Genomic DNA, 18,012 nt, shown 5'->3' with positions numbered 1-18,012 from the left:
CACGACAGCCTGTGCTGATGCCCTCGGACAGAAACTGGAATGGAGAAGCATCGTGAAATTCGCCGTCTCGATCGCCATGGAACGGTTCTCGCCGCAGGATTCCATGCAAGAGGCCGTCAAGAATTTTCTTGCCCTGGCGAAGATCGCCGATGAGGGCGGCTTCGAGACGCTGTGGACCGCCGAGCATCACACGATCGAATGTACGATTTCGCCGAACCCGTTCCAGACGCTGACCTGGATTGCGCAGCATACCGATCGCATCCGTCTCGGCACCGCGACGATCGTTGCGCCCTATTGGTCGCCGATCCGGCTCGCGGGGGAAGCCGCGTTTTGCGATCATCTCACCGGCGGCCGGCTTGAATTCGGCATCGCCCGCGGCGCCTATCAGTACGAATTCGACCGCATGGCCGGCGGCATCCCGCAGCAGGAAGGCGTCGCCTTCATGAAGGAGCTGGTGCCTGCGGTGCAGAAGCTCTGGGCCGGCGACTACGCCCATGACGGCCACTACTGGAAATTTCCGCTGGCGACTTCGGTGCCGAAGCCGCTGCAGCAGCCGCATCCGGCGATCTGGGTCGCAGCGCGCGATCCCGGCACCTTCGACTGGGCCGTCGGCATCGGCGCCAACATCTTGTCAACGCCGCTGTCGTCGCCGCCGGCCGAAGTCGGCGTGCTCGGCGAGAAATTCCGCAAGGCGGTGGCCGATCATCCGGAGCGGCCGCGGCCACGCCTGATGATGCAGCGGCGCACCTGTGTTTACGATCGCAAGCAGGATTGGGAACTGGCGGTGCGGCACTCGGTCGATTACGGCCGCTACTTCGAGAACCTGATGCAGAATCTCGGCGGCGTGAACAACGGCTTTCCCGAGGCCGTGCCGATGGGCATCGTCACCAACCGCGACAACTACAACCCGCAGGCTGTGCACGACAACCTGATGTTCGGTACACCCGACGAGATCATCCGCAAGCTGCAGGTCTATGAGGATGCCGGCGTCGACCAGTTCGCATTGGGGCTGTCGTTCAACCTGCCGTTCGAACTGCAGGTCAAGACGCTGCGCCTTTTCATCGACGAGGTGATGCCGCACTTCGCCGCCCGCGAGCGCGAGATGGCGGCTCCATCGCGCCTGGCCGCCGTGGGACAGTGAGCATGATGTCTGCGACCCCGAGCGCCACGACCGCGAGGCCGGCTACCGAGAACGGAAGCCTGGACAATAAGGGCGTGTCGTTGAACTACCGCGTCGTGGGGCAAGGCGAACCGCTGATCTGCATTCACGGCGTCGGCTCTTATCTGGAAGCCTGGGACGGTGTGGCCGAGCGTCTTTCCGATCGCTTCCGTATCCTGACGTTCGATCTGCGCGGCCACGGCCGGTCAACGAAGGTGCGGGGCCGCTACGAGATCGACGATTTCGTTGGCGATGTGCTGGCGCTGGCGGATCATGTGGGGTTCGATACCTTCAATCTTGCCGGCTTCTCACTGGGCGGCCTGATCGCGCAGCGCCTGGCGCTGACGCACCAGGAGCGCCTGAGGCGCCTGGTTTTACTGGCCACCGTCGCCGGGCGCACCGATGACGAGCGCGAGCGCGTCGCCGTCCGCCTGGCGGCGCTGCAAGCCGGCGACCGCGGCGCGCATTACGATGCGTCGCTGTCGCGCTGGTTGACGGAGGAATTCCAGGCGAAAAACCCGGAGATCATCGCCAGGCTGCGGCAACGCAACACCGAGAACGATCCGGATTGCTACGCGGCGGCCTATCGTGTTCTGGCGCAGACGGATTTCGGCGGCCTGCTCGATCAGATCCGCGTGCCGGTGCTGATTGCCACCGGCGAGCATGACGCCGGCTCCAATCCGCGCATGGCACTCTACATGCATGAGCGCATCAGTGGCTCGCAACTGCGCATCCTGTCCGGGCTTCGCCACTCGATCCTGATGGAAGCGCCTGCGCTGGTCGCCGAACTGATGGGTGACTTCCTCGATGACCGCACCCGAAGGGCATCCGCATGATCGTTGAAGAGCGCATCTACCGTATCCGCAACGGCCGAATGGGCCGCTATCTGCAACTGGTGCGTGAGGAGGGCCTGGCGATTCAGCAGCCGATCCTCGGTCATCTCATCGGCTATTTTACCAGCGAGATTGGTCAGCTCAGTCAGGTGACGCATCTCTGGGCTTATGCCGATTTCGAGGACAGGACGCGCCGGCGCCAACTGCTTGCGGAAAACGCGAGCTGGCAGGCCTTCCTGCCCAAGCTTTCGGAAAACATCGAGCAGGCGGAGAACCGGATTCTTCTGCCGACTGACTTTTCGCCGCTACGCTGACGGGACTGCGAGTTTCCTCCGGATGGGCGAGGGATTGTTTTGATGGTGCTTTGGATCAGAGGAAGACGATACTTTCGGCCGCTTCTTAACTCATCGGGGGGCCGGATCGATCATGCCCGGTTGAATCGGCGCCGAGAACTGGGGTCTGGACATGACTGAACGACTGGAGATCAAGAACCTGTTCAAGGTGTTCTCCAGCACGCCGGGACCCGCGTTGGCGATGCTGGCCAAGGGCAGAGGCAAGAGCGAGATCTTTGAAAAGCTTGGCGTTGTCGTCGGCCTCAATAATGTTTCACTGAGCGTGCCTCAAGGCGCCGTGTACATGATCATGGGCCTGTCCGGTTCGGGCAAGTCGACCTTCGCGCGTTGCATCAATCGTCTGAACGAACCGAGCGCGGGTCAGGTGCTGCTCGATGGACGCGATATCGTTCCGCTTGGCGAGGCAGAGTTGCGTGAGGTCCGCCGGACCCGCATCTCGATGGTCTTCCAGCACTTCGCGCTTCTGCCCAACAAGCGCGTGATCGAGAATGTCGAATTCGGCCTCAAGCTGCGCGGCGTTGCTGCAGCGGAGCGCCGCCGCCGCGCCGAGGAGGTGCTGTCGGTCGTCGGCCTCGCGCGCTGGGGCTATCATTACCCCCATGAACTATCGGGCGGCATGCGCCAGCGCGTCGGCCTGGCCCGCGCACTTGCGACCGACGCCGATATCCTCATCATGGACGAAGCCTTCAGCGCGCTCGATCCGCTGATCCGTACCGAGATGCAGGATGAGTTGCTGCGCCTTCAGCGCACACTAAACAAGACGATCCTGTTCATCACTCACGATTTCCAGGAGGCGCTGAAGCTCGGTACCCGCATCGCCATCATGTCCGAAGGCGAAGTGGTTCGCGACGGCACGCCGCAATCGATCGTGCTCGAACCCGGCAGCGACTATGTCGCTGCGTTCACGCGGGAGATCGACCGCTCTCGTCTTTTTGACGCGCGTCTGGCGATGCGGCCCGCCGAACCTGTGCTGCAGTCGGAGCAGGGCACTCTGGTCAGCGAGGCCGGCGGCTTCGGCTTCATGCTGGACGGCAACGGCAAGGTGCTCGGCGTGCTGGACGCGATCGAACTCGGCCGTGCGCGGGCCAGCGGCGAAGTCGGCACGCTCAGCACGGATTACGTCAGTGTGCCGCCGGGTGCCAAACTGATCGAGGTGGCCCGCAGCTACCGCGACGGGCGGCCGATCGCGGTCGTTGACGACGAAGGGCGTTTCATCGGCTCGCTCGGTGCCGACGACATTCTGGCCCGCATCGCCTCCACTGCCCCCCAGACCGTCACCGGAGAGCGCCATGTTCAAAGCTGACGATCTCGCCGTCTTTCCGATCGACCTCTGGATTCAGCAAGGCGTTAGCTGGGTGGCGCTCAATCTCCGCCCGATCTTCCTCGCCATCAAATGGCCGGTCGAGAGCCTGCTCGGACTGAACGATTGGCTATTCCATGCCGTTCATTTCCCGATCTTCGTGGTCGGCTTCTTCCTGCTTGCGTGGCGGCTATCAACGTTGGGAATCGCGGCGTTCAGCGCCGTATCGCTGATCGTCATCGCCATGTTGGGCGTCTGGAATGAGGCGATGACGACGCTGTCGTTGATCTCGACCGCGATCGTCTTCTGCGCGGTGGTTGGCATCCCGATCGGCATCTGGTGCGCGCGCAGCGACCGGGTCTGGAACGTCGTGCGGCCCATTCTCGATATCATGCAGACGACGCCCAGCTTCGTCTATCTCGTGCCCGTCGTCATGCTGTTCGGCGTCGGCACGGTGCCGGGAGAGGTCGCGGTCGTGACCGCGGCGGCGCCGCCGTTGATCCGCTTCACCAATCTCGGCATCCGGATGGTCGAGCGCGAGATCGTCGAGGCCGGCCTCGCGTTCGGCGCGGACCGTCGCCAACTGCTGTTCGAAATCCAACTGCCGCTGGCCATCCCGACCATTCTTGGTGGGCTTAATCAGACCGTGCTGACGGCGATGGTGTTGTCGGTGGTCGTCGCGATGATCGGCGCGGAAGGCCTCGGCCTCGTCGTCCTGCAGGGTCTCGGCCGGCTCGATGTCGGCCGCGCTGCCGTGGGCGGCATCGCTATCGTCTTGCTCGCCATGATGCTGGACCGGATCACGCAGCAGCTCGCGACGCCGACAAAGAGCGGCCGCCCGACGGAGCGGGTCTCGCTTTTCCGCACGGTAGGACGCGTATTCCGCGGCGAACGTCCCGATGAGACGGTCGCGGTAGGCCCGCAGGCCAAGGAGGCGCTCTGAGGAATCCGGTTGGCCTGGCGCACGAAGGCAATGCCGGATGGCGCCGGCGCTCCGGTTGATTGAGACCCGTCGCAGGGCGGGAGGGGAATTAACGAATTGACCAGCACGGGTCGACAACAAGGAGAAAAGGCCATGATGAAATTGAAGATGCTGACAGCGGCTGTCGCTGCCGGCGTGCTAGCCTTCGCGGCGCTGCCCTCGACGGCGCAGGATTTGCCAGGCAAGGGCAAAACGGTCCGTTTCGCCCAAGGCGACAGTCTCGGCGCCAATTACGTCACCGCGCAGATCGTCATGGCGGCGCTGAAGGAGCTCGGCTACGACGTCAAGCTCAGCACGGTGAATACAACGCTGTTCTTCCAGGCGGCGGCTCAGGGCGATCTCGATCTCGCCACCGACGTCAATTTCCCGCAACGTGAACCGGGCTTCCGCGCGGTCGAGAAGGATGCCGAGATCATCGGCACCGGATTGATCGTCGGCGGCGGCATCAACGGTTACCTGATCGACAAGAAGACCGCCGACGCGCACAACATCACCACGCTGATTCAAATGAAGGATCCCAAGATCGCGGCGCTGTTCGGCAAGGACGGCAAGGCCGATCTCATCAACTGCGATCCGGGCTGGAGCTGCGGCGACGTGGTCGACTTCCAGCTCAACAAGTTCGGCCTCAAGGACACGGTGAAGTCCGTCCGCGGCAAGTACGAAGCGCTGATGGTCGAGACGGTCGCGCGGGTCAAGCGCGGCGAGCCGGCCTTCTTCTACGCCTGGAGCCCGTCCTGGGTGAACAACGCGCTCGTTCCCGGCAAGGATGTCGTCTGGCTACCGACGCCGGAAGACGCGCTGCCGCCATCCGTGCCGAACAAAGGCTCGGCTCTGGTCAAAGGCGTGAAGGGCTGCGCCGGCGGCGCCGATCCTTGCCGCATGGCCATGGCGTCCTGGAATTGGGGCGCGGTCGCCAACAAGAAGTTCGTCGCTGCCAATCCGGCCGTGAAGGTGCTCGTCGAGAACATCAAGTTTCCGCTCGAGACCTGGTCGGAGTGGGAATTCAACATCAACAAGAACCGCGGTAACAACGCGCTGATCAAGCAGATGGCTGACGAGTGGATCGCCGGTCACAAGACACAGCTCGACAGCTGGGTTGCGGCGGGGGGCGCGGCGAAATAAGCCGGCGTTTCAGCAAGCCTTACGTCCGAGGCGAGGCCGGTTTCCGGCCTCGCCTTTTTCTTTGGCGGCGAGCCGGCGCGCGCCATCTGCAGCATTCGCTGCGGCGAGGGGAGGCGCATACGGGCAAAGATGCCGTCCGGCTGGTGGGCTCGGCAATCGTGATCGAGGCTTCCTCATACAGTGTCCGACATCAATCGGCGACGTGAGGACTGCCACCATGCTGAATGCGGCAAAGACCAATGGCGAATTTCTGACGCGGCGCGAGCACAACGTGCCGCGCGGTGTCGTCACCGCTCATCCCATCGTCGTGGCGCGCGCGCAAGGCGCCCATATCTGGGATGTCGAGGGGCGACGGTACCTCGATTTCGTCGGCGGTATCGGCGTCCTGAATGTCGGGCATAACCATCCTCGCGTTGTTGCTGCTGTCACCGATCAGCTCACCAAGGTCAGCCACACGGCATTTCAGGTCGCGGCTTATGAGCCCTATATCGCGCTGGCCGAGCGGCTGAACCTGCTCGTCGGCAAAGGCGAATCCTACAAGAGCATCTTTCTGACGTCCGGCGCCGAAGCGGTCGAGAACGCGATCAAGATTGCGCGCGGCCATACCAACCGCAGCGGCATCGCCGCTTTCCGCGGCGGCTTCCATGGCCGCACTTTGCTCGGTGTTTCGCTCACCGGCATGAGCCAGCCATACAAGCAGAACTTCGGTCCCTTCGCCGGCGACATCCATCACACGCCGTTTCCGGACGATTATCGCGGCGTGTCAGTGGACGATGCGCTGGCCGCGCTCGATGAGCTGTTCGCGACCCAGATCGCACCCGACCGCGTTGCTGCCATCATCATCGAGCCGGTGCAGGGCGACGGCGGTTTTCTGCCGGCGCCGCCGTCCTTCATGCAGGCCCTGCGCCAACTGACAGAGCGTCACGGCATCGTGCTGATCGCCGACGAAATCCAGACCGGCTTCGGCCGCACCGGCAAGCTGTTCGGCTTCGAGCATTCCGGCATTCAGCCTGATCTCGTGACGGTGGCGAAAAGCCTCGCCGGTGGCTTGCCATTGTCCGGCGTCGTTGGCCGCACCGCGATCATGGATGCACCGCTGCCCGGCGGTCTCGGCGGCACCTATGGCGGCAACGCGCTCGCCTGCGCTGCCGCGCACGGTGTGCTGGATGCCTTCGAACTGGATGGTCTGTGCGAACGAGCGGCGGCGCTCGGCGAGCAGCTCGGCGCCGGCCTGGAGCGGCTGGCTGCCGCCTATCCGGCGATTGGCACGGTGCGCGGCCTGGGCTTCATGCGCGCCATCGAATTCGTCACTGACAAGGCCAGCAAGACGTCCGATGCCGACACCGCGCAGAAGGTGCTCGACAAGGCGCGCGAGGATGGACTGCTGGTGATCAAGTGCGGCGTGCACAGGAACATCGTGCGTTTCCTGGCGCCGCTCGTCACATCGGATGCCGATCTGGCCGCGGCGCTGGATATTCTCGAGGGCGCGCTCAAGGCGACGACGCGATAGAAGTTACGCCGCGCCGTAGGCGGGCGAGTGGGCCGCCACTTCTTACAGCTCAGGCCATCGCCCCGCCGTCGACCAGATAGGTCGCGCCGGTACAGAAGCGGCTGTCGTCGCTGGCGAGGAACAGCATCATGTCGACGACGTCGGCAGGCTCGGCGTAGCGGGCGAGCGGTATGCGCGCGGTCGAATTCCCGGGCCGGCCGGCCGCCACCATCGCTTCGTCGATGGCCGCCATCATTCGCGTCCGCGTCTGCGCCGGGTTAACCGTGTTGACGCGGATATTATCGGCGGCGCCTTCAAGTGCCGCCGAGCGCATGAGGCCGACGACGGCATGCTTGCTCGCACTATAGGCAGCGAGCATCGACGAGCCGCGCAGGCCGGCGACGGAGGAGGTGATGACGATGCTGCCGCCACCCGTCGTCCGCATCGCCGGCATCAGCGCGGCGAGGCCCAGCCAGACGCTGCGAACGTTCACCGCCATGACCTGGTCGAAGGCCGAGACCGGAAGCGCATCGATCTTTCCGATGGCGCCCTCGATCCCGGCATTCAGGAGCGCGATATCGACGCGGCCGAAACGACGCTTGGCCTCGGCCGCGACCTTGTGCATCGCCGCCTCGTCGGTGACGTCGGCGACGACGAAACCCACCCGGTCCGAGGGGAGGGCCGTCGTCGCCTGCTGCAGGGCGCCTTCGTCGCGATCGACGAGGAGCACTTTGGCTCCTTCGTCGACGAACCGTCTCGCCGCGGCGGAGCCGATGCCGCCCGCCGCGCCCGTGATGATCGCGACTTTATCCGAGAGACGCCCCATGCGATCCTACCCTTCGATACGTGACTAGAAAGTACAGCCGGTCTTGTCTTCGGGAACGAAGCCTTCGTCACCCGGTACCTTTCCGGTCAACTTGTAGACGTCGAACGGGCCGCTGGATTCGGCGGGAGCCTTCACCGAGGCGATGTTGAGGTCGTAGATCACGCGACCGTCCTTGCGGATGCGACCCTTGAAGTCCAGTTCGGACACCGGCATCTTCTTCATCTGTTCGACAACCGCTTTGCCGTCGGTGTGCGACTTCATCTGGCCGACGGCCTTCAGGTAATGCTGGACGGCGGCATAGGCCATGAACTGGTTTTCGCTCGGCACTTTCTTCATCTTCTCCATGAAGCGCTTCGAGAATGCCCGCGTGACATCCGACTGGTCCCAATAGACGCTGTTGGTGACGATGACGCCCTGGCCGACTGTCAGGCCGAGCGCCAGCGCATTCGGAATCTGGAAGGCGGGAGCGACGAACTGCATTTTCGTATTCAGGCCGAACTCGCGGGCCTGTTTGATCGACGTCGACATGTCATTGCCCGAGTTGATGAAGGCGATGACATTGGCGCCCAGCGATTGCGCCTGCAGCAGGTAAGTCGAAAAGTCGGGCGTGCCGAGCGGGTGTCTGACCGCGCCGACCACCTTGCCGCCTTCCGAGGTCACCAGATTGGTGACCAGCTCCTGCAACTGATGGCCGAAGGTGTAGTCGGTGACCAGCAGGAACCACTTGTCGCCACCGCGCTTGACGACGACCTTGGGAGCGGCGTTGCCGAAGGCGTAATTGTCCATGCCCCAGACGACGCTGTTCGGCGAGCACTTGGCGCCGTAGAGATCTGACGTCGCCGGGCCGAGGGGCAGGGCGACCTTGTTGGCGCTGCGCGTCAGGGCCTGGGCGGCGAGGCCGACCGTCGAGGTCGTGAATTCCATCGCAACATCGACGCCGCGCTCTTCGTACCATTGCCGCAAGATGCTCAAAGCGACGTCCGGCTTGTTCTGGTGATCGGCGAAGATGACTTCGATCGGCTTGTTATTGACCTTGCCGCCGGCGTCGCTGACCGCGAGGCGCACGGACTCGACCGCGCCCTGGCCGACGATATCCGCGAACGGTCCGCTCATATCGGTGAGCACGCCGATGCGGATCGTGTTCTCGTCCGCCATCAGCGGACCCGTCAACGCCGCCAGCACCGCGAGTGCCGCCGCTGTTTTCCTGATCATGTTCCCTCCTGCCTCCCTTTTCGATGGCGCGCCGGGTCTGGCGAACCTTCTCGAGCGTTCAGCCGATTGTTGGCTGTTATTGTTCCGAAGCGTTACCGGCGTCGCCGAACGCCGCCCATCCTCCATCGACCGACAGCGTCACCCCGGTCACGTAGCGGGCTGCGTCGGAGGCGAGAAACAGGATCGGGTCGGCAACGTCCTCTGGAGTCCCCAGCCGTCCCATCGGGATGCGGCGGCACAACCGTGCGCTGTCGACCTTTCCCTGATCGACAAGGCCCTGCACCATCGAGGTGGCGATGTAACCCGGCGCGACGGCGTTGACCCGGATGCCGTATTGCGCCCATTCGGATGCGAGCGCGCGGGTGAGCGAATGGACGCCGGCCTTCGCGGCGCCGTACGCATTTCGGCGCGGCAGTCCTGTGAGACCGGCGATCGAGCCGACATTGACAATGGCGCCGCTTTTCTGCGCCGCCATCGGATGGAACGCGGCGCGCGAGCAGAGAAAAGTGCCGTTGATGATGACCTTGGTGATGCGATCGAAATACACCATGTCCTGGGCAATCGATGCCTCCTGCGAACCGACGATGCCGGCATTGTTGACCAGCACATCGAGCCGGCCGTAACGCTCGTGGACTGCGGCGAAGGCCCGATCGACCTGGGCTTCGTCCGACACGTCGCATCCGAAGCCATCGTGGTTGCCCGCCAGTTCATCCGCCCGCCGTTTGGCCGTAGTGGCGTCGAGATCGAGCACGCAGACGGCATAGCGGGCGCGCGCAAACGTCTGGGCGAGGGCCCAGCCGATGCCGTTCGCTGCTCCCGTGATAACCGCTACCTTCTCGTCCGTGCTCACTATTCAATCCCCTGTGTCGTGCCGTCGTCTTCCGTTTGGCTTCAGGCGATGCTGAGGCCCGGACAATCGTTGTCGGGGCCGGCCTGCTGCAGTTCGCGCATGTAGGCCGGGGTGCCGCCCATGTATAAGAAGTACTTGCTGGTCTTCCCGGCGACATTGGCGCCGGTGTACCAGGACTTGGTTTTGCTGATCAGCGTGCCTTGGGCGAGCGCCGCGACCTTGTCGACCCACTCGACTTCGGCATCTGTGTTTGCCTCGATGACGCGCGCCTGCCGGGCGCGCGCATGTGCGACGCAATCGGCGATCCAGTTGACGTGCATCTCGATGGCGAGCACCACATTGGACAGCACCGATGGGCTGCCGGGCCCGGTGATCATGAACAAGTTCGGGAAGCCGCTGACGCAGATCCCCAGGTAAGTGTCGGGACCGTCGGCCCACTTGTCGTTCAGCGACAGGCCGTTGCGGCCGCGCACGTCGATGCGGCTCAGCGCGCCGGTGAAGGCGTCGAAGCCGGTGGCGAGCACCAGCATGTCGATTACGTGTTCACCACCTGCGGTGCGGAACCCGTCGCGCGTCATGCCGAGCAGGGGCTCGGTGCGCAGGTCGATCAACGTCACATTGTCGCGGTTGAATGTTTCGTAGTAGCCGTTGTCCACGCAGAGTCGCCGGCCGCCGATCGGATACTCGCTGGGAACAAGCCGAGCGGCGACTTCCGGCTTCTTGACCTTCTCGGCGATCTTGCGGTGCACGAAATCGGTCGCGTGCTTGTTCACCTCGGGATCGGACGTCATGTCGGGATAGGCGTAAACGAAGCCCAGTCCACCAACCTGCCAGCGGCGCTCGAACTCGCGTTCGCGCTCCTCGAACGAGACCTGCCGTCCCGGCACGGTGCCGGCGTTGAACAGGTTGTTGCTGCGGGTGGCGAGTGCCGCCAGACGATGCTCGCGGTAATTCTTCTTCCAGTCGCTCTCGAAGTCCGGATCCATCGGCTGGTTGCGGCCGGGCACCGAATAGTTCGGCGTCCGCTGAAGGACGAACAGATGGTCGGCCTGCTCGGCGATCACCGGCGTGCACTGGATGCCCGACGACCCCGTGCCGATGATGGCGACGCGCTTGCCGGCGAAATCGACACCCTCTTTCGGCCAGGTGGAGGTGCGCAGGATGCGGCCCTGAAAGGCATCGAGACCATTGATCTCAGGCTCGACCGGCACCGACAGACAGCCGGTGGCGAACACCACGTAGCGCGCGCGATAGACGCGGCCGTCGGCGCTCGCGATATCCCACATAGCCGATGCGTCGTCGTAGTGCGCACGGACGACGGACGTGTTCAGCGTGATGTCGCGGCGCAGATCGAAGCGATCGGCAACGTAGTTGATGTAGCGGAGGATCTCGCCCTGGCTGGCGAAGCGCTCGGACCAGCTCCATTCCTGCTGCAGCTCGTCGGAGAAGGAGTACGAGTACTGCAGACTCTCGACGTCGCAGCGCGCGCCGGGATAGCGGTTCCAGAACCAGGTGCCACCGATGTCGTCGCCGCGTTCGAGGACGACCGTGGAAAGCCCGAGGTTCCTCAGCCGCTGGAGCGCGTATAGGCCCGCGAAGCCCGCCCCAACGACGACCGCGTCGTGGGTCGACGCGCTACTTTCCGCCTCAAGCATCCTTGGATTCCTCTGTGCCTTGCGCGCGCCGCTTCTCGAACGCGGCCGCGATTGTGCCGACGATGCCCTGTCGGAACAGGAGCACGCAGGCCATGAAGACGAGGCCATTAATGACCATCACCGGGAATTCGCTCTCGGCGAAGAACCAGTCGAGCCCGACCACCGCCGCCGCTCCGGCGATCGGGCCGACCATGGTGCCGATGCCGCCGACGACGGCGACGATCACGACTTCGGTCGAGGCGAGATAGGTGGCGTCATTCAGCGTGGCGATCTGGAACAGCAACGCCTTGAGGGCGCCGCCGAGGCCGGCGATCGCCGCCGCGATCATCAGCACGGCGAGCTTGTAGCCGTGGACATTGTAGCCGAGGGAGGTGGCGCGCGCTTCGTTGTCGCGGATGGCGATGACAACCTGGCCGAAGGGCGAGTTGACCATCCGGTAGACGAACAGGAAGCCCGCGACCGTGAAGGCGAGGATGAAATAGTACATCGTCAGGCTGTTCCCCAGATTGAGGAAGCCGAGCACGGTGCCGCGTGGAATGTCCTGCAGGCCGTCTTCGCCGTGGGTGAACGGCGCCTGCAGGAAAATGAAGTAGACCAATTGGGCGAGCGCCAGCGTGATCATCGCGAACTGGATGCCGCGTCGGCGGATGGCGACAAGGCCGAACAGCCAGCCGACCACCGTGGCCGCCGCCATGCCGAGAATGATGGCGAGGATCGGCGACAGGTGCATTTCCTTGGCGGCGTAGCCGGCGATATAGGCGGCGCTGCCGATGAAGGCGGCATGGCCGAATGACAGCATGCCGCCATAACCGAACAGCAGGTTGAACGACGCCGCCATCAGCGCCATGCACATCAGCTTCATCAGCAGGAAGGGATAGAAGTAGTAAGGCGCGACCAGCGCCAGGATCAGCAATGCCACGACTCCCACGGCCGGCAGACGCCGGGAGATGGTCGTCGTGCGCTTCGGCGTTGTCGTGATCGTGTTCGGCTCGAAGGTCGTGGTCATCGCGTCGACTCCTGGCGGCCGAACAGGCCTTCGGGCCGAAGCACGAGCAGCGCCGCCATGATGACGAAAACGGCCATGCTGGCGGCTTGCGGGAAGGCAATCTTGGTCACGGTCTCGGCGATGCCGAGCAGGAACGAGGCGGCGATGGTGCCCTTAACCGATCCCATGCCGCCGATAACGACGATCGCAAACACGACCACCATGATATGCGTGCCCATGAAGGGGCCGACCTGGTAGATCGGCGCCGCGAGTGTGCCGGCGACGGCGGCAAGCGCCGCGCCGAAGGCGTAGGTCGCGGTCAGCAGCAGCGACACGTTGATGCCGAAGGTGCGCAGCAACTGCGGATTTTCATGCGCGGCCCTGAGATAGGAGCCGGCGCGGGTCCGCTCGATCAGCAGCCAGGTGCCGAGGCACAGCACCACGGACGCGACCACGACGAACAGCCGGTAGCGCGGGAAATACATGAAGCCGAGATTGACGACACCGGACAGCGATTCCGGCACCACATAGGCGCGGCCGGCCGAGCCGAACCAGTAGCGGAACAGCCCTTCGAGGACGAGCGTCAGCCCCAAAGTGAACAGCAGCCCGTACATGTGGTCGATGTTGTAGAGGCGCGAGATCATCGTGCGCTCGATGGCTGCGGAGGCGAGGCCGACGACCAGCGGCGCGATGACCAGCGACCACCAGAAGCCGATGCCGAAATAGACGAGCAGCAGGTATGACAGGAAGGCGCCGACCATGAACTGGGCGCCGTGAACGAAATTGACGATGCGCAGCAGGCCGAAGATCACGGTCAGGCCGACGCTGAGCAGCGCGTAGATGGAGCCGTTGACCAGTCCGAGAAAGAACTGCGGGAGGAGGGCGTTGAAGAGATCGTTCATGCCGTCACACTCCGACCGACACTTCGACGCGCTCGCGCGACGCCAGGAATTCGTCGCGATCGAGCGCCGCGGTCACCCGGCCTTCGTTGATGAGATAGAAGCGGTCGGCGATGCGGCCCGCAAAATGCAGGTTCTGTTCGGCAATCAGGATCGAGATGCCCTTCTTCTTCAGGATCTGAATGACCTCGCCGATCTTCTGCACGATGACCGGCGCCAGGCCCTCGGTCGGCTCGTCGAGCAGCATCAGCCGCGCGCCGGCATAGAGGATGCGGGCGATGGCCAGCATCTGCTGCTCGCCGCCGGAGAGCTGGCCGCCCAGGCTGGCGCGGCGTTCCTTGAGATTGGGAAACAGCTCAAAGATCTCGTCGGTGCTCATGCCGCGGTCCGACAGCACCAGCGGCAGGACGAGATTTTCATACACCGTCAGCGAGGCGTAGATGCCACGCTCCTCCGGCACATAGCCGAGGCCGAGCTGGGCGATGCGATGCGGCTTGGTCGCGATCGCATCCGCGCCCCAGACGCGAATGCTGCCCTTGCGGGTCGGCAGGATGCCGACAATCGAGCGCATCAGCGTCGATTTGCCGACGCCATTGCGGCCGATCAGGGCAACGGTCTCGCCTTCACCGACGGTGAGAGACAGCCCATGCAGAACATGGCTCTCGCCATACCAGGCGTGCAGGTTCTCAACGTCGAGCGCCGGCGGGTTACGCATCGGCGCCTCCGATATAGGCTTCGCGCACGGCGGGATTTTTGCTCACCTCGGCATAGGGGCCTTCGGCGATTACCTCGCCGCGCGCCAGCACGGTGATCTGGTCGCAGATCGTGGCGACCACCGACAGGTTGTGCTCGATCATGATGATGGCGTGACGATCGGCCAGCGAGCGGATCAGTTCGCTGATGCTGGCGATGTCCTCGTGGCCGACGCCGGCCATCGGCTCGTCGAGCAGCAGCAGCTTCGGCTCCATGGCCAGCGTCGTGGCGATCTCGAGCGTGCGCTTGCGGCCGTAGGGCAGCGACTTCGCCTCGACGCCGGCGAATTTCTCGAGCTTGACGGCGCGCAGCAGTTCAAAGGCGCGCTCGCGCAGCCGGCCGAGCACCTGGCGTGAACGCCAGAACTGGCTGGCGAGTCCGGCCTGGCGCTGCAGCGCCACCTCGATGTTCTGCAGCACGGTCAGATTGGGAAAGACGGCCGAAATCTGGAACGAGCGGACGATCCCTTGCCGCGCGACCGCGACCGGCGGGAGCGCGGTGATGTCCTTGCCCTGAAACCGGATGGTACCGGAGGTCGGCGACAGGAATTTGGTGAGCAGATTGAAGACCGTCGTCTTGCCCGCGCCATTCGGTCCGATAATGCCGTGGATGCCGAACTCCCGGACATTGAGGCTGACATTGTTGACCGCGAGGAAGTGTCCGAAGCGCTTGCTCAGGCCATCGAGCTGCAACGCGTAATTCTTGTCCGACATTCGGTTGCGCTCCTCCCTTCGCAAGCGTTTTCTCTTTCGGTTCCGCACGCGGCGGATGCCGAAGACCTGTTTTTCTGGGGGTCTACCGACGAGGAAGGCCGGGAGCCGAATTCGCTGAATGAGATGCTAGTGACGCGATAATCGCCGGAACAATGCTATTTCGTACCCGATGATAACCAGCGAGTATCCTGGAAGTCGGATGCACTCAGGATTCGACTAGTCTCGCCACCACACGCGCAGGTGCACCGTCCGAGCCCGCGATGGGCAATGCACCGAACATGAACTCGACGTACCGGCCGGCGAGGGGCGCGTGTCCCCTCAGGTGCTCGCAAATCAGAATGCCGCGGCTGAGCAGTGTGCGATGCACCGGCCAGTTAAATCCGGCGGGCCGCAGGTGATAGACAAGATCCGGCGTCGCAAAGTCGCAGGCGAGCATCTTGATCTGCCGCTCCGCGAGCCAGACCGCCGCCTCGGGTGACAGGCTCGGATGCCGGTCGTAGCTGTCGTCGCCGAACCGGCCGGCCCAGCCCGTATCGAGCGCCAGGATATCGCCGGGCCGCAGCTCGGGCCGGCATTTTTCGAGATCCCCGACACCGATTACCTCATCGGGTCCAGGGTCTAGCCGCCACACCACGCCCGGCCCATTCAGCCGGTCGAACGGGATGTCATCGAATGCGGGGCCGTCGAGATAATAATGTCGCGGGGAATCGACGTGGGTCCCGGCATGAACGACCATGCGCAGTTCCGTTACGTTGAACGGGTCCTTCGGCATTTCGCGCAGCAGCGAGAGGGATGGCCGCGCAAAAATCGAAGCGCAGGGCAGGTCGGGGCTGATCGGATAGGAAAGTTCGGTCCACGGTCCCAGCGCCTGGCCGGCTTTGCGCTCCGGCAATGGAATCCAGCCGAGCCATCCGGTGCCACTCGTGGCGCAGGTTTCGCACATCGTTATCCTCCCGCGTTGCGTGCTGCGACGCTGCCGCTAGCTAAGAGGCTCGGTAAGAGGCGAGCTAATACTGTTTCCGTGGTGAGGATGCCGGCGCGTTATGCAATCGGCGACGCATTGGTGTTGGGCGCCATTGAGTATGCGTTGGGCGTATCTTCGCGTCACTATTCATTATTGTGCGGCATGGCCAAAGGCCACTAGAACAACAATCTGGCGAGCCACGCGCCGATCTCGAGCGGAGAGGGACAACGAGTGCCGGACAGAGCGACCACCGAAGCGGAGTTCGATTTCATCGTGATCGGGGCCGGATCCGCGGGTTGCGCCCTCGCGAACAGATTGTCCGAGGACGACTTCGCTCGGGTGCTGCTGATCGAAGCGGGCGGCAAGGACGACAGCATCAACATCAAGATCCCGCTGATGGTGGTGAACCTGCTCAAGGATCCGAAATTCACCTGGCCGTTCGTGACCGAGCCGCAGACTGCGCTGAATGACCGCACCCAATTGTGGACCCGCGGCCGCGTGCTCGGCGGCTCGAGCTCGATCAACGGCAATGTCTATGTGCGCGGCGATCCGGCGGTGTACGATTCCTGGTCGGAGATGGGCGTCACCGGCTGGGGCTGGGCGGACATGCTGCCTTACTTCAAGCGCATGGAGAGCTACGCCCCCGGCGATCCGGCGACGCGCGGTAAGAACGGCCCGATTGGCGTGACCAGCCTGAAGAATTTCGACCCGCTTGCCGACGGTTACGTTGAAGCGTGCCGCGAGGCCGGCTTCCCGGTGGTTGAAGACTATAATGACGGCCACTACGAGGGCGCCGCTTACCTCCAGTATTCGACCCGCCGCGGTTACCGGTCGAGTTCGGCGGCAGGATACCTGCGGCCGTTTCAAGGGCGGACGAACCTGACGGTCTGGACCGACACGCAAGTCACGCGGGTTCTGATCGAAGGCGGACGCGCCACGGGCGTCGAAATCCACCGTGGTGGCGGCCTGCAGAAGGTATTGGCGAAGAAAGAAGTGATCATCTCCGCCGGGCCGATCCAGTCGCCGAAGCTGCTCGAATTGTCAGGCATCGGCGATCCGCAGTTGCTGAAGTCGAACGGCATCGACGTGATCAGTGCCCTGCCGTCCGTGGGCGAGGGCCTGCAGGATCATCCCAACACCCGGCTAACGTTCGAATGCGCCCAGCCGATCACCATCAACGATGTGCTGCAAAGCCCCGTCGTCAAGGTGCGCGAGGGTCTGAAATACCTGTTCCAGGGCAAAGGGCTGCTGTCGATCTGTTCGGCCACAGCACACACCGTGATGCGCAGCCGGCCGGATGAGACGTCGCCCGACCTGAAGATTCAGCTCCAGCCCTTCTCCGGCAAGGACCGCTATGCGCGCCGCCCGCAGGACGGGCTCGACCCGCATTCCGGTTTCACCGTCGGCGTTATGGCGCTGAAGCCGAAATCGCGCGGCTGGGTGCACATTTCCTCGCCCGATCCGCTGGCTTTCCCGAAGATCAATCCGAAGTATCTCGACAATCCCGAGGATGCGCAGGTGCTGCTCGCCGGCATCAAGGCGGTGCGTCGGGTGGCCTCGTTTCCGAGTCTGCAGAAGCTGATCGTGCGCGAGACGCGGCCGAGTGACGCTGTCGTGACCGACGAGCAATTGATGCACTACATCCGCGAAACGACGCAGACGACCTGGCACGTGGTCGGCAGTTGCATGATGGGCCGCGATGCATCCGACAGCGTCGTCGATTCCGAGCTGCGGGTGCATGGTGTCGATGGCCTGCGTGTCGCCGACTCGTCGGTGTTCCCGACGATCCCGTCGTCGAATACCAACGCGCCCACCATCGCGCTCGGCGAGAAGGCGGCCGACATCATCAAGCATGCGTGGTCGAACCGGGGGCAGAGCCCCTCGGCGCGGGCCGCATGAGGCCGGACGCGACGCAGA

The 18,012-nt window shown here is 63.9% G+C and carries 17 protein-coding genes; 8 read left to right on the top strand and 9 right to left on the bottom strand.

Going from position 1 to position 18,012, the window contains the following annotated elements; genetic code table 11:
* Positions 1-52: 52 nt before the first annotated feature.
* The 7 genes from ASD45_RS12485 (at position 53) to gabT (ending at position 7,259) form a co-directional block, all read left to right on the top strand.
* Positions 53-1,141 (top strand): LLM class flavin-dependent oxidoreductase, encoded by a 1,089-nt coding sequence (locus ASD45_RS12485; RefSeq protein ID WP_056911777.1) that lies wholly within the window; start codon positions 53-55, stop codon positions 1,139-1,141.
* Between the two features lie 2 nt (positions 1,142-1,143).
* A complete protein-coding gene (locus tag ASD45_RS12480; RefSeq protein ID WP_244485341.1) occupies positions 1,144-1,995 on the top strand; it encodes an alpha/beta hydrolase in 852 nt (283 codons plus the stop codon).
* Positions 1,992-2,306: an NIPSNAP family protein gene (locus ASD45_RS12475; protein WP_056911776.1), complete on the top strand. Its 315-nt coding sequence runs from the start codon at positions 1,992-1,994 to the stop codon at positions 2,304-2,306. Before ASD45_RS12480 ends, ASD45_RS12475 begins: the two co-directional genes overlap by 4 nt.
* 151 nt (positions 2,307-2,457) lie before the next feature.
* Positions 2,458-3,648 (top strand): glycine betaine/L-proline ABC transporter ATP-binding protein, encoded by a 1,191-nt coding sequence (locus ASD45_RS12470; protein WP_056911775.1) that lies wholly within the window; start codon positions 2,458-2,460, stop codon positions 3,646-3,648.
* On the top strand, positions 3,635-4,588 hold the full coding sequence (locus ASD45_RS12465) for a proline/glycine betaine ABC transporter permease (protein ID WP_056911774.1): 954 nt from the start codon (positions 3,635-3,637) through the stop codon (positions 4,586-4,588). The genes ASD45_RS12470 and ASD45_RS12465 overlap by 14 nt, the downstream gene beginning before the upstream one ends.
* Positions 4,589-4,720: 132 nt before the next feature.
* The gene (gene proX, locus ASD45_RS12460; protein WP_244485339.1) at positions 4,721-5,749 is read left to right on the top strand and encodes a glycine betaine/L-proline ABC transporter substrate-binding protein ProX; all 1,029 of its coding nucleotides are present in this window, start codon (positions 4,721-4,723) and stop codon (positions 5,747-5,749) included.
* A 217-nt stretch (positions 5,750-5,966) separates the two neighbouring features.
* Positions 5,967-7,259: a 4-aminobutyrate--2-oxoglutarate transaminase gene (gene gabT, locus ASD45_RS12455; RefSeq protein ID WP_056911773.1), complete on the top strand. Its 1,293-nt coding sequence runs from the start codon at positions 5,967-5,969 to the stop codon at positions 7,257-7,259.
* A gap of 49 nt (positions 7,260-7,308) precedes the next feature.
* On the opposite strand, the gene ASD45_RS12450 is transcribed toward gabT, so the two are convergent.
* From ASD45_RS12450 to ASD45_RS12410, 9 genes are all read right to left on the bottom strand, one after another.
* Positions 7,309-8,064: a glucose 1-dehydrogenase gene (locus ASD45_RS12450; RefSeq protein WP_056911772.1), complete on the bottom strand. Its 756-nt coding sequence runs from the start codon at positions 8,062-8,064 to the stop codon at positions 7,309-7,311.
* A 24-nt stretch (positions 8,065-8,088) separates the two neighbouring features.
* Entirely contained in the window at positions 8,089-9,276 is a 1,188-nt protein-coding gene (locus ASD45_RS12445) for an ABC transporter substrate-binding protein (RefSeq protein ID WP_056911771.1), read from the bottom strand.
* Positions 9,277-9,352: 76 nt separating this feature from the next.
* Complete coding sequence (locus ASD45_RS12440; protein WP_056911770.1) at positions 9,353-10,126, bottom strand: glucose 1-dehydrogenase; 774 nt, start codon at positions 10,124-10,126, stop codon at positions 9,353-9,355.
* A gap of 41 nt (positions 10,127-10,167) precedes the next feature.
* A complete protein-coding gene (locus tag ASD45_RS12435; protein ID WP_056911769.1) occupies positions 10,168-11,781 on the bottom strand; it encodes an NAD(P)/FAD-dependent oxidoreductase in 1,614 nt (537 codons plus the stop codon).
* A complete protein-coding gene (locus ASD45_RS12430) occupies positions 11,774-12,787 on the bottom strand; it encodes a branched-chain amino acid ABC transporter permease (RefSeq protein WP_056911768.1) in 1,014 nt (337 codons plus the stop codon). Before ASD45_RS12430 ends, ASD45_RS12435 begins: the two co-directional genes overlap by 8 nt.
* Positions 12,784-13,668: a branched-chain amino acid ABC transporter permease gene (locus tag ASD45_RS12425; RefSeq protein WP_056911767.1), complete on the bottom strand. Its 885-nt coding sequence runs from the start codon at positions 13,666-13,668 to the stop codon at positions 12,784-12,786. The genes ASD45_RS12430 and ASD45_RS12425 overlap by 4 nt, the downstream gene beginning before the upstream one ends.
* Before the next feature lie 4 nt (positions 13,669-13,672).
* Positions 13,673-14,380 carry an ABC transporter ATP-binding protein gene (locus ASD45_RS12420; RefSeq protein WP_056911766.1) on the bottom strand — a complete coding sequence of 236 codons (708 nt, stop codon included), beginning with the start codon at positions 14,378-14,380 and terminating at the stop codon, positions 13,673-13,675.
* Positions 14,373-15,131: an ABC transporter ATP-binding protein gene (locus tag ASD45_RS12415; protein ID WP_056911765.1), complete on the bottom strand. Its 759-nt coding sequence runs from the start codon at positions 15,129-15,131 to the stop codon at positions 14,373-14,375. Before ASD45_RS12415 ends, ASD45_RS12420 begins: the two co-directional genes overlap by 8 nt.
* Before the next feature lie 205 nt (positions 15,132-15,336).
* Positions 15,337-16,074, bottom strand: coding sequence for a cyclase family protein (locus tag ASD45_RS12410; protein ID WP_056911764.1), 738 nt, complete (start codon positions 16,072-16,074; stop codon positions 15,337-15,339).
* Positions 16,075-16,326: 252 nt separating this feature from the next.
* On the opposite strand from ASD45_RS12410, the gene ASD45_RS12405 reads away from it, so the two are divergent.
* Entirely contained in the window at positions 16,327-17,994 is a 1,668-nt protein-coding gene (locus ASD45_RS12405) for a GMC family oxidoreductase N-terminal domain-containing protein (RefSeq protein ID WP_056911763.1), read from the top strand.
* Positions 17,995-18,012: the final 18 nt, after the last annotated feature.

The organism is Pseudolabrys sp. Root1462 (assembly GCF_001426945.1).
Taxonomy (GTDB): Bacteria; Pseudomonadota; Alphaproteobacteria; order Rhizobiales; family Xanthobacteraceae; genus Pseudolabrys.
The sequence above is the reverse complement of the archived record's forward strand: the minus strand, read 5'-3'. Positions and strand labels throughout refer to the sequence as shown.

What these genes read in the sequence shown, in the direction of transcription:
- ASD45_RS12415 (WP_056911765.1), bottom strand. Translation starts at nt 15,131, where the DNA reads ATGTCGGACAAGAATTACGCGTTGCAGCTCGATGGCCTGAGCAAGCGC.
- ASD45_RS12410 (WP_056911764.1), bottom strand. Translation starts at nt 16,074, where the DNA reads ATGTGCGAAACCTGCGCCACGAGTGGCACCGGATGGCTCGGCTGGATT.
- ASD45_RS12450 (WP_056911772.1), bottom strand. Translation starts at nt 8,064, where the DNA reads ATGGGGCGTCTCTCGGATAAAGTCGCGATCATCACGGGCGCGGCGGGC.
- ASD45_RS12480 (WP_244485341.1), top strand. Translation starts at nt 1,144, where the DNA reads ATGATGTCTGCGACCCCGAGCGCCACGACCGCGAGGCCGGCTACCGAG.
- ASD45_RS12430 (WP_056911768.1), bottom strand. Translation starts at nt 12,787, where the DNA reads ATGACCACGACCTTCGAGCCGAACACGATCACGACAACGCCGAAGCGC.
- ASD45_RS12435 (WP_056911769.1), bottom strand. Translation starts at nt 11,781, where the DNA reads ATGCTTGAGGCGGAAAGTAGCGCGTCGACCCACGACGCGGTCGTCGTT.
- ASD45_RS12465 (WP_056911774.1), top strand. Translation starts at nt 3,635, where the DNA reads ATGTTCAAAGCTGACGATCTCGCCGTCTTTCCGATCGACCTCTGGATT.
- ASD45_RS12475 (WP_056911776.1), top strand. Translation starts at nt 1,992, where the DNA reads ATGATCGTTGAAGAGCGCATCTACCGTATCCGCAACGGCCGAATGGGC.
- ASD45_RS12445 (WP_056911771.1), bottom strand. Translation starts at nt 9,276, where the DNA reads ATGATCAGGAAAACAGCGGCGGCACTCGCGGTGCTGGCGGCGTTGACG.
- ASD45_RS12425 (WP_056911767.1), bottom strand. Translation starts at nt 13,668, where the DNA reads ATGAACGATCTCTTCAACGCCCTCCTCCCGCAGTTCTTTCTCGGACTG.
- ASD45_RS12470 (WP_056911775.1), top strand. Translation starts at nt 2,458, where the DNA reads ATGACTGAACGACTGGAGATCAAGAACCTGTTCAAGGTGTTCTCCAGC.
- gabT (WP_056911773.1), top strand. Translation starts at nt 5,967, where the DNA reads ATGCTGAATGCGGCAAAGACCAATGGCGAATTTCTGACGCGGCGCGAG.
- ASD45_RS12420 (WP_056911766.1), bottom strand. Translation starts at nt 14,380, where the DNA reads ATGCGTAACCCGCCGGCGCTCGACGTTGAGAACCTGCACGCCTGGTAT.
- proX (WP_244485339.1), top strand. Translation starts at nt 4,721, where the DNA reads ATGATGAAATTGAAGATGCTGACAGCGGCTGTCGCTGCCGGCGTGCTA.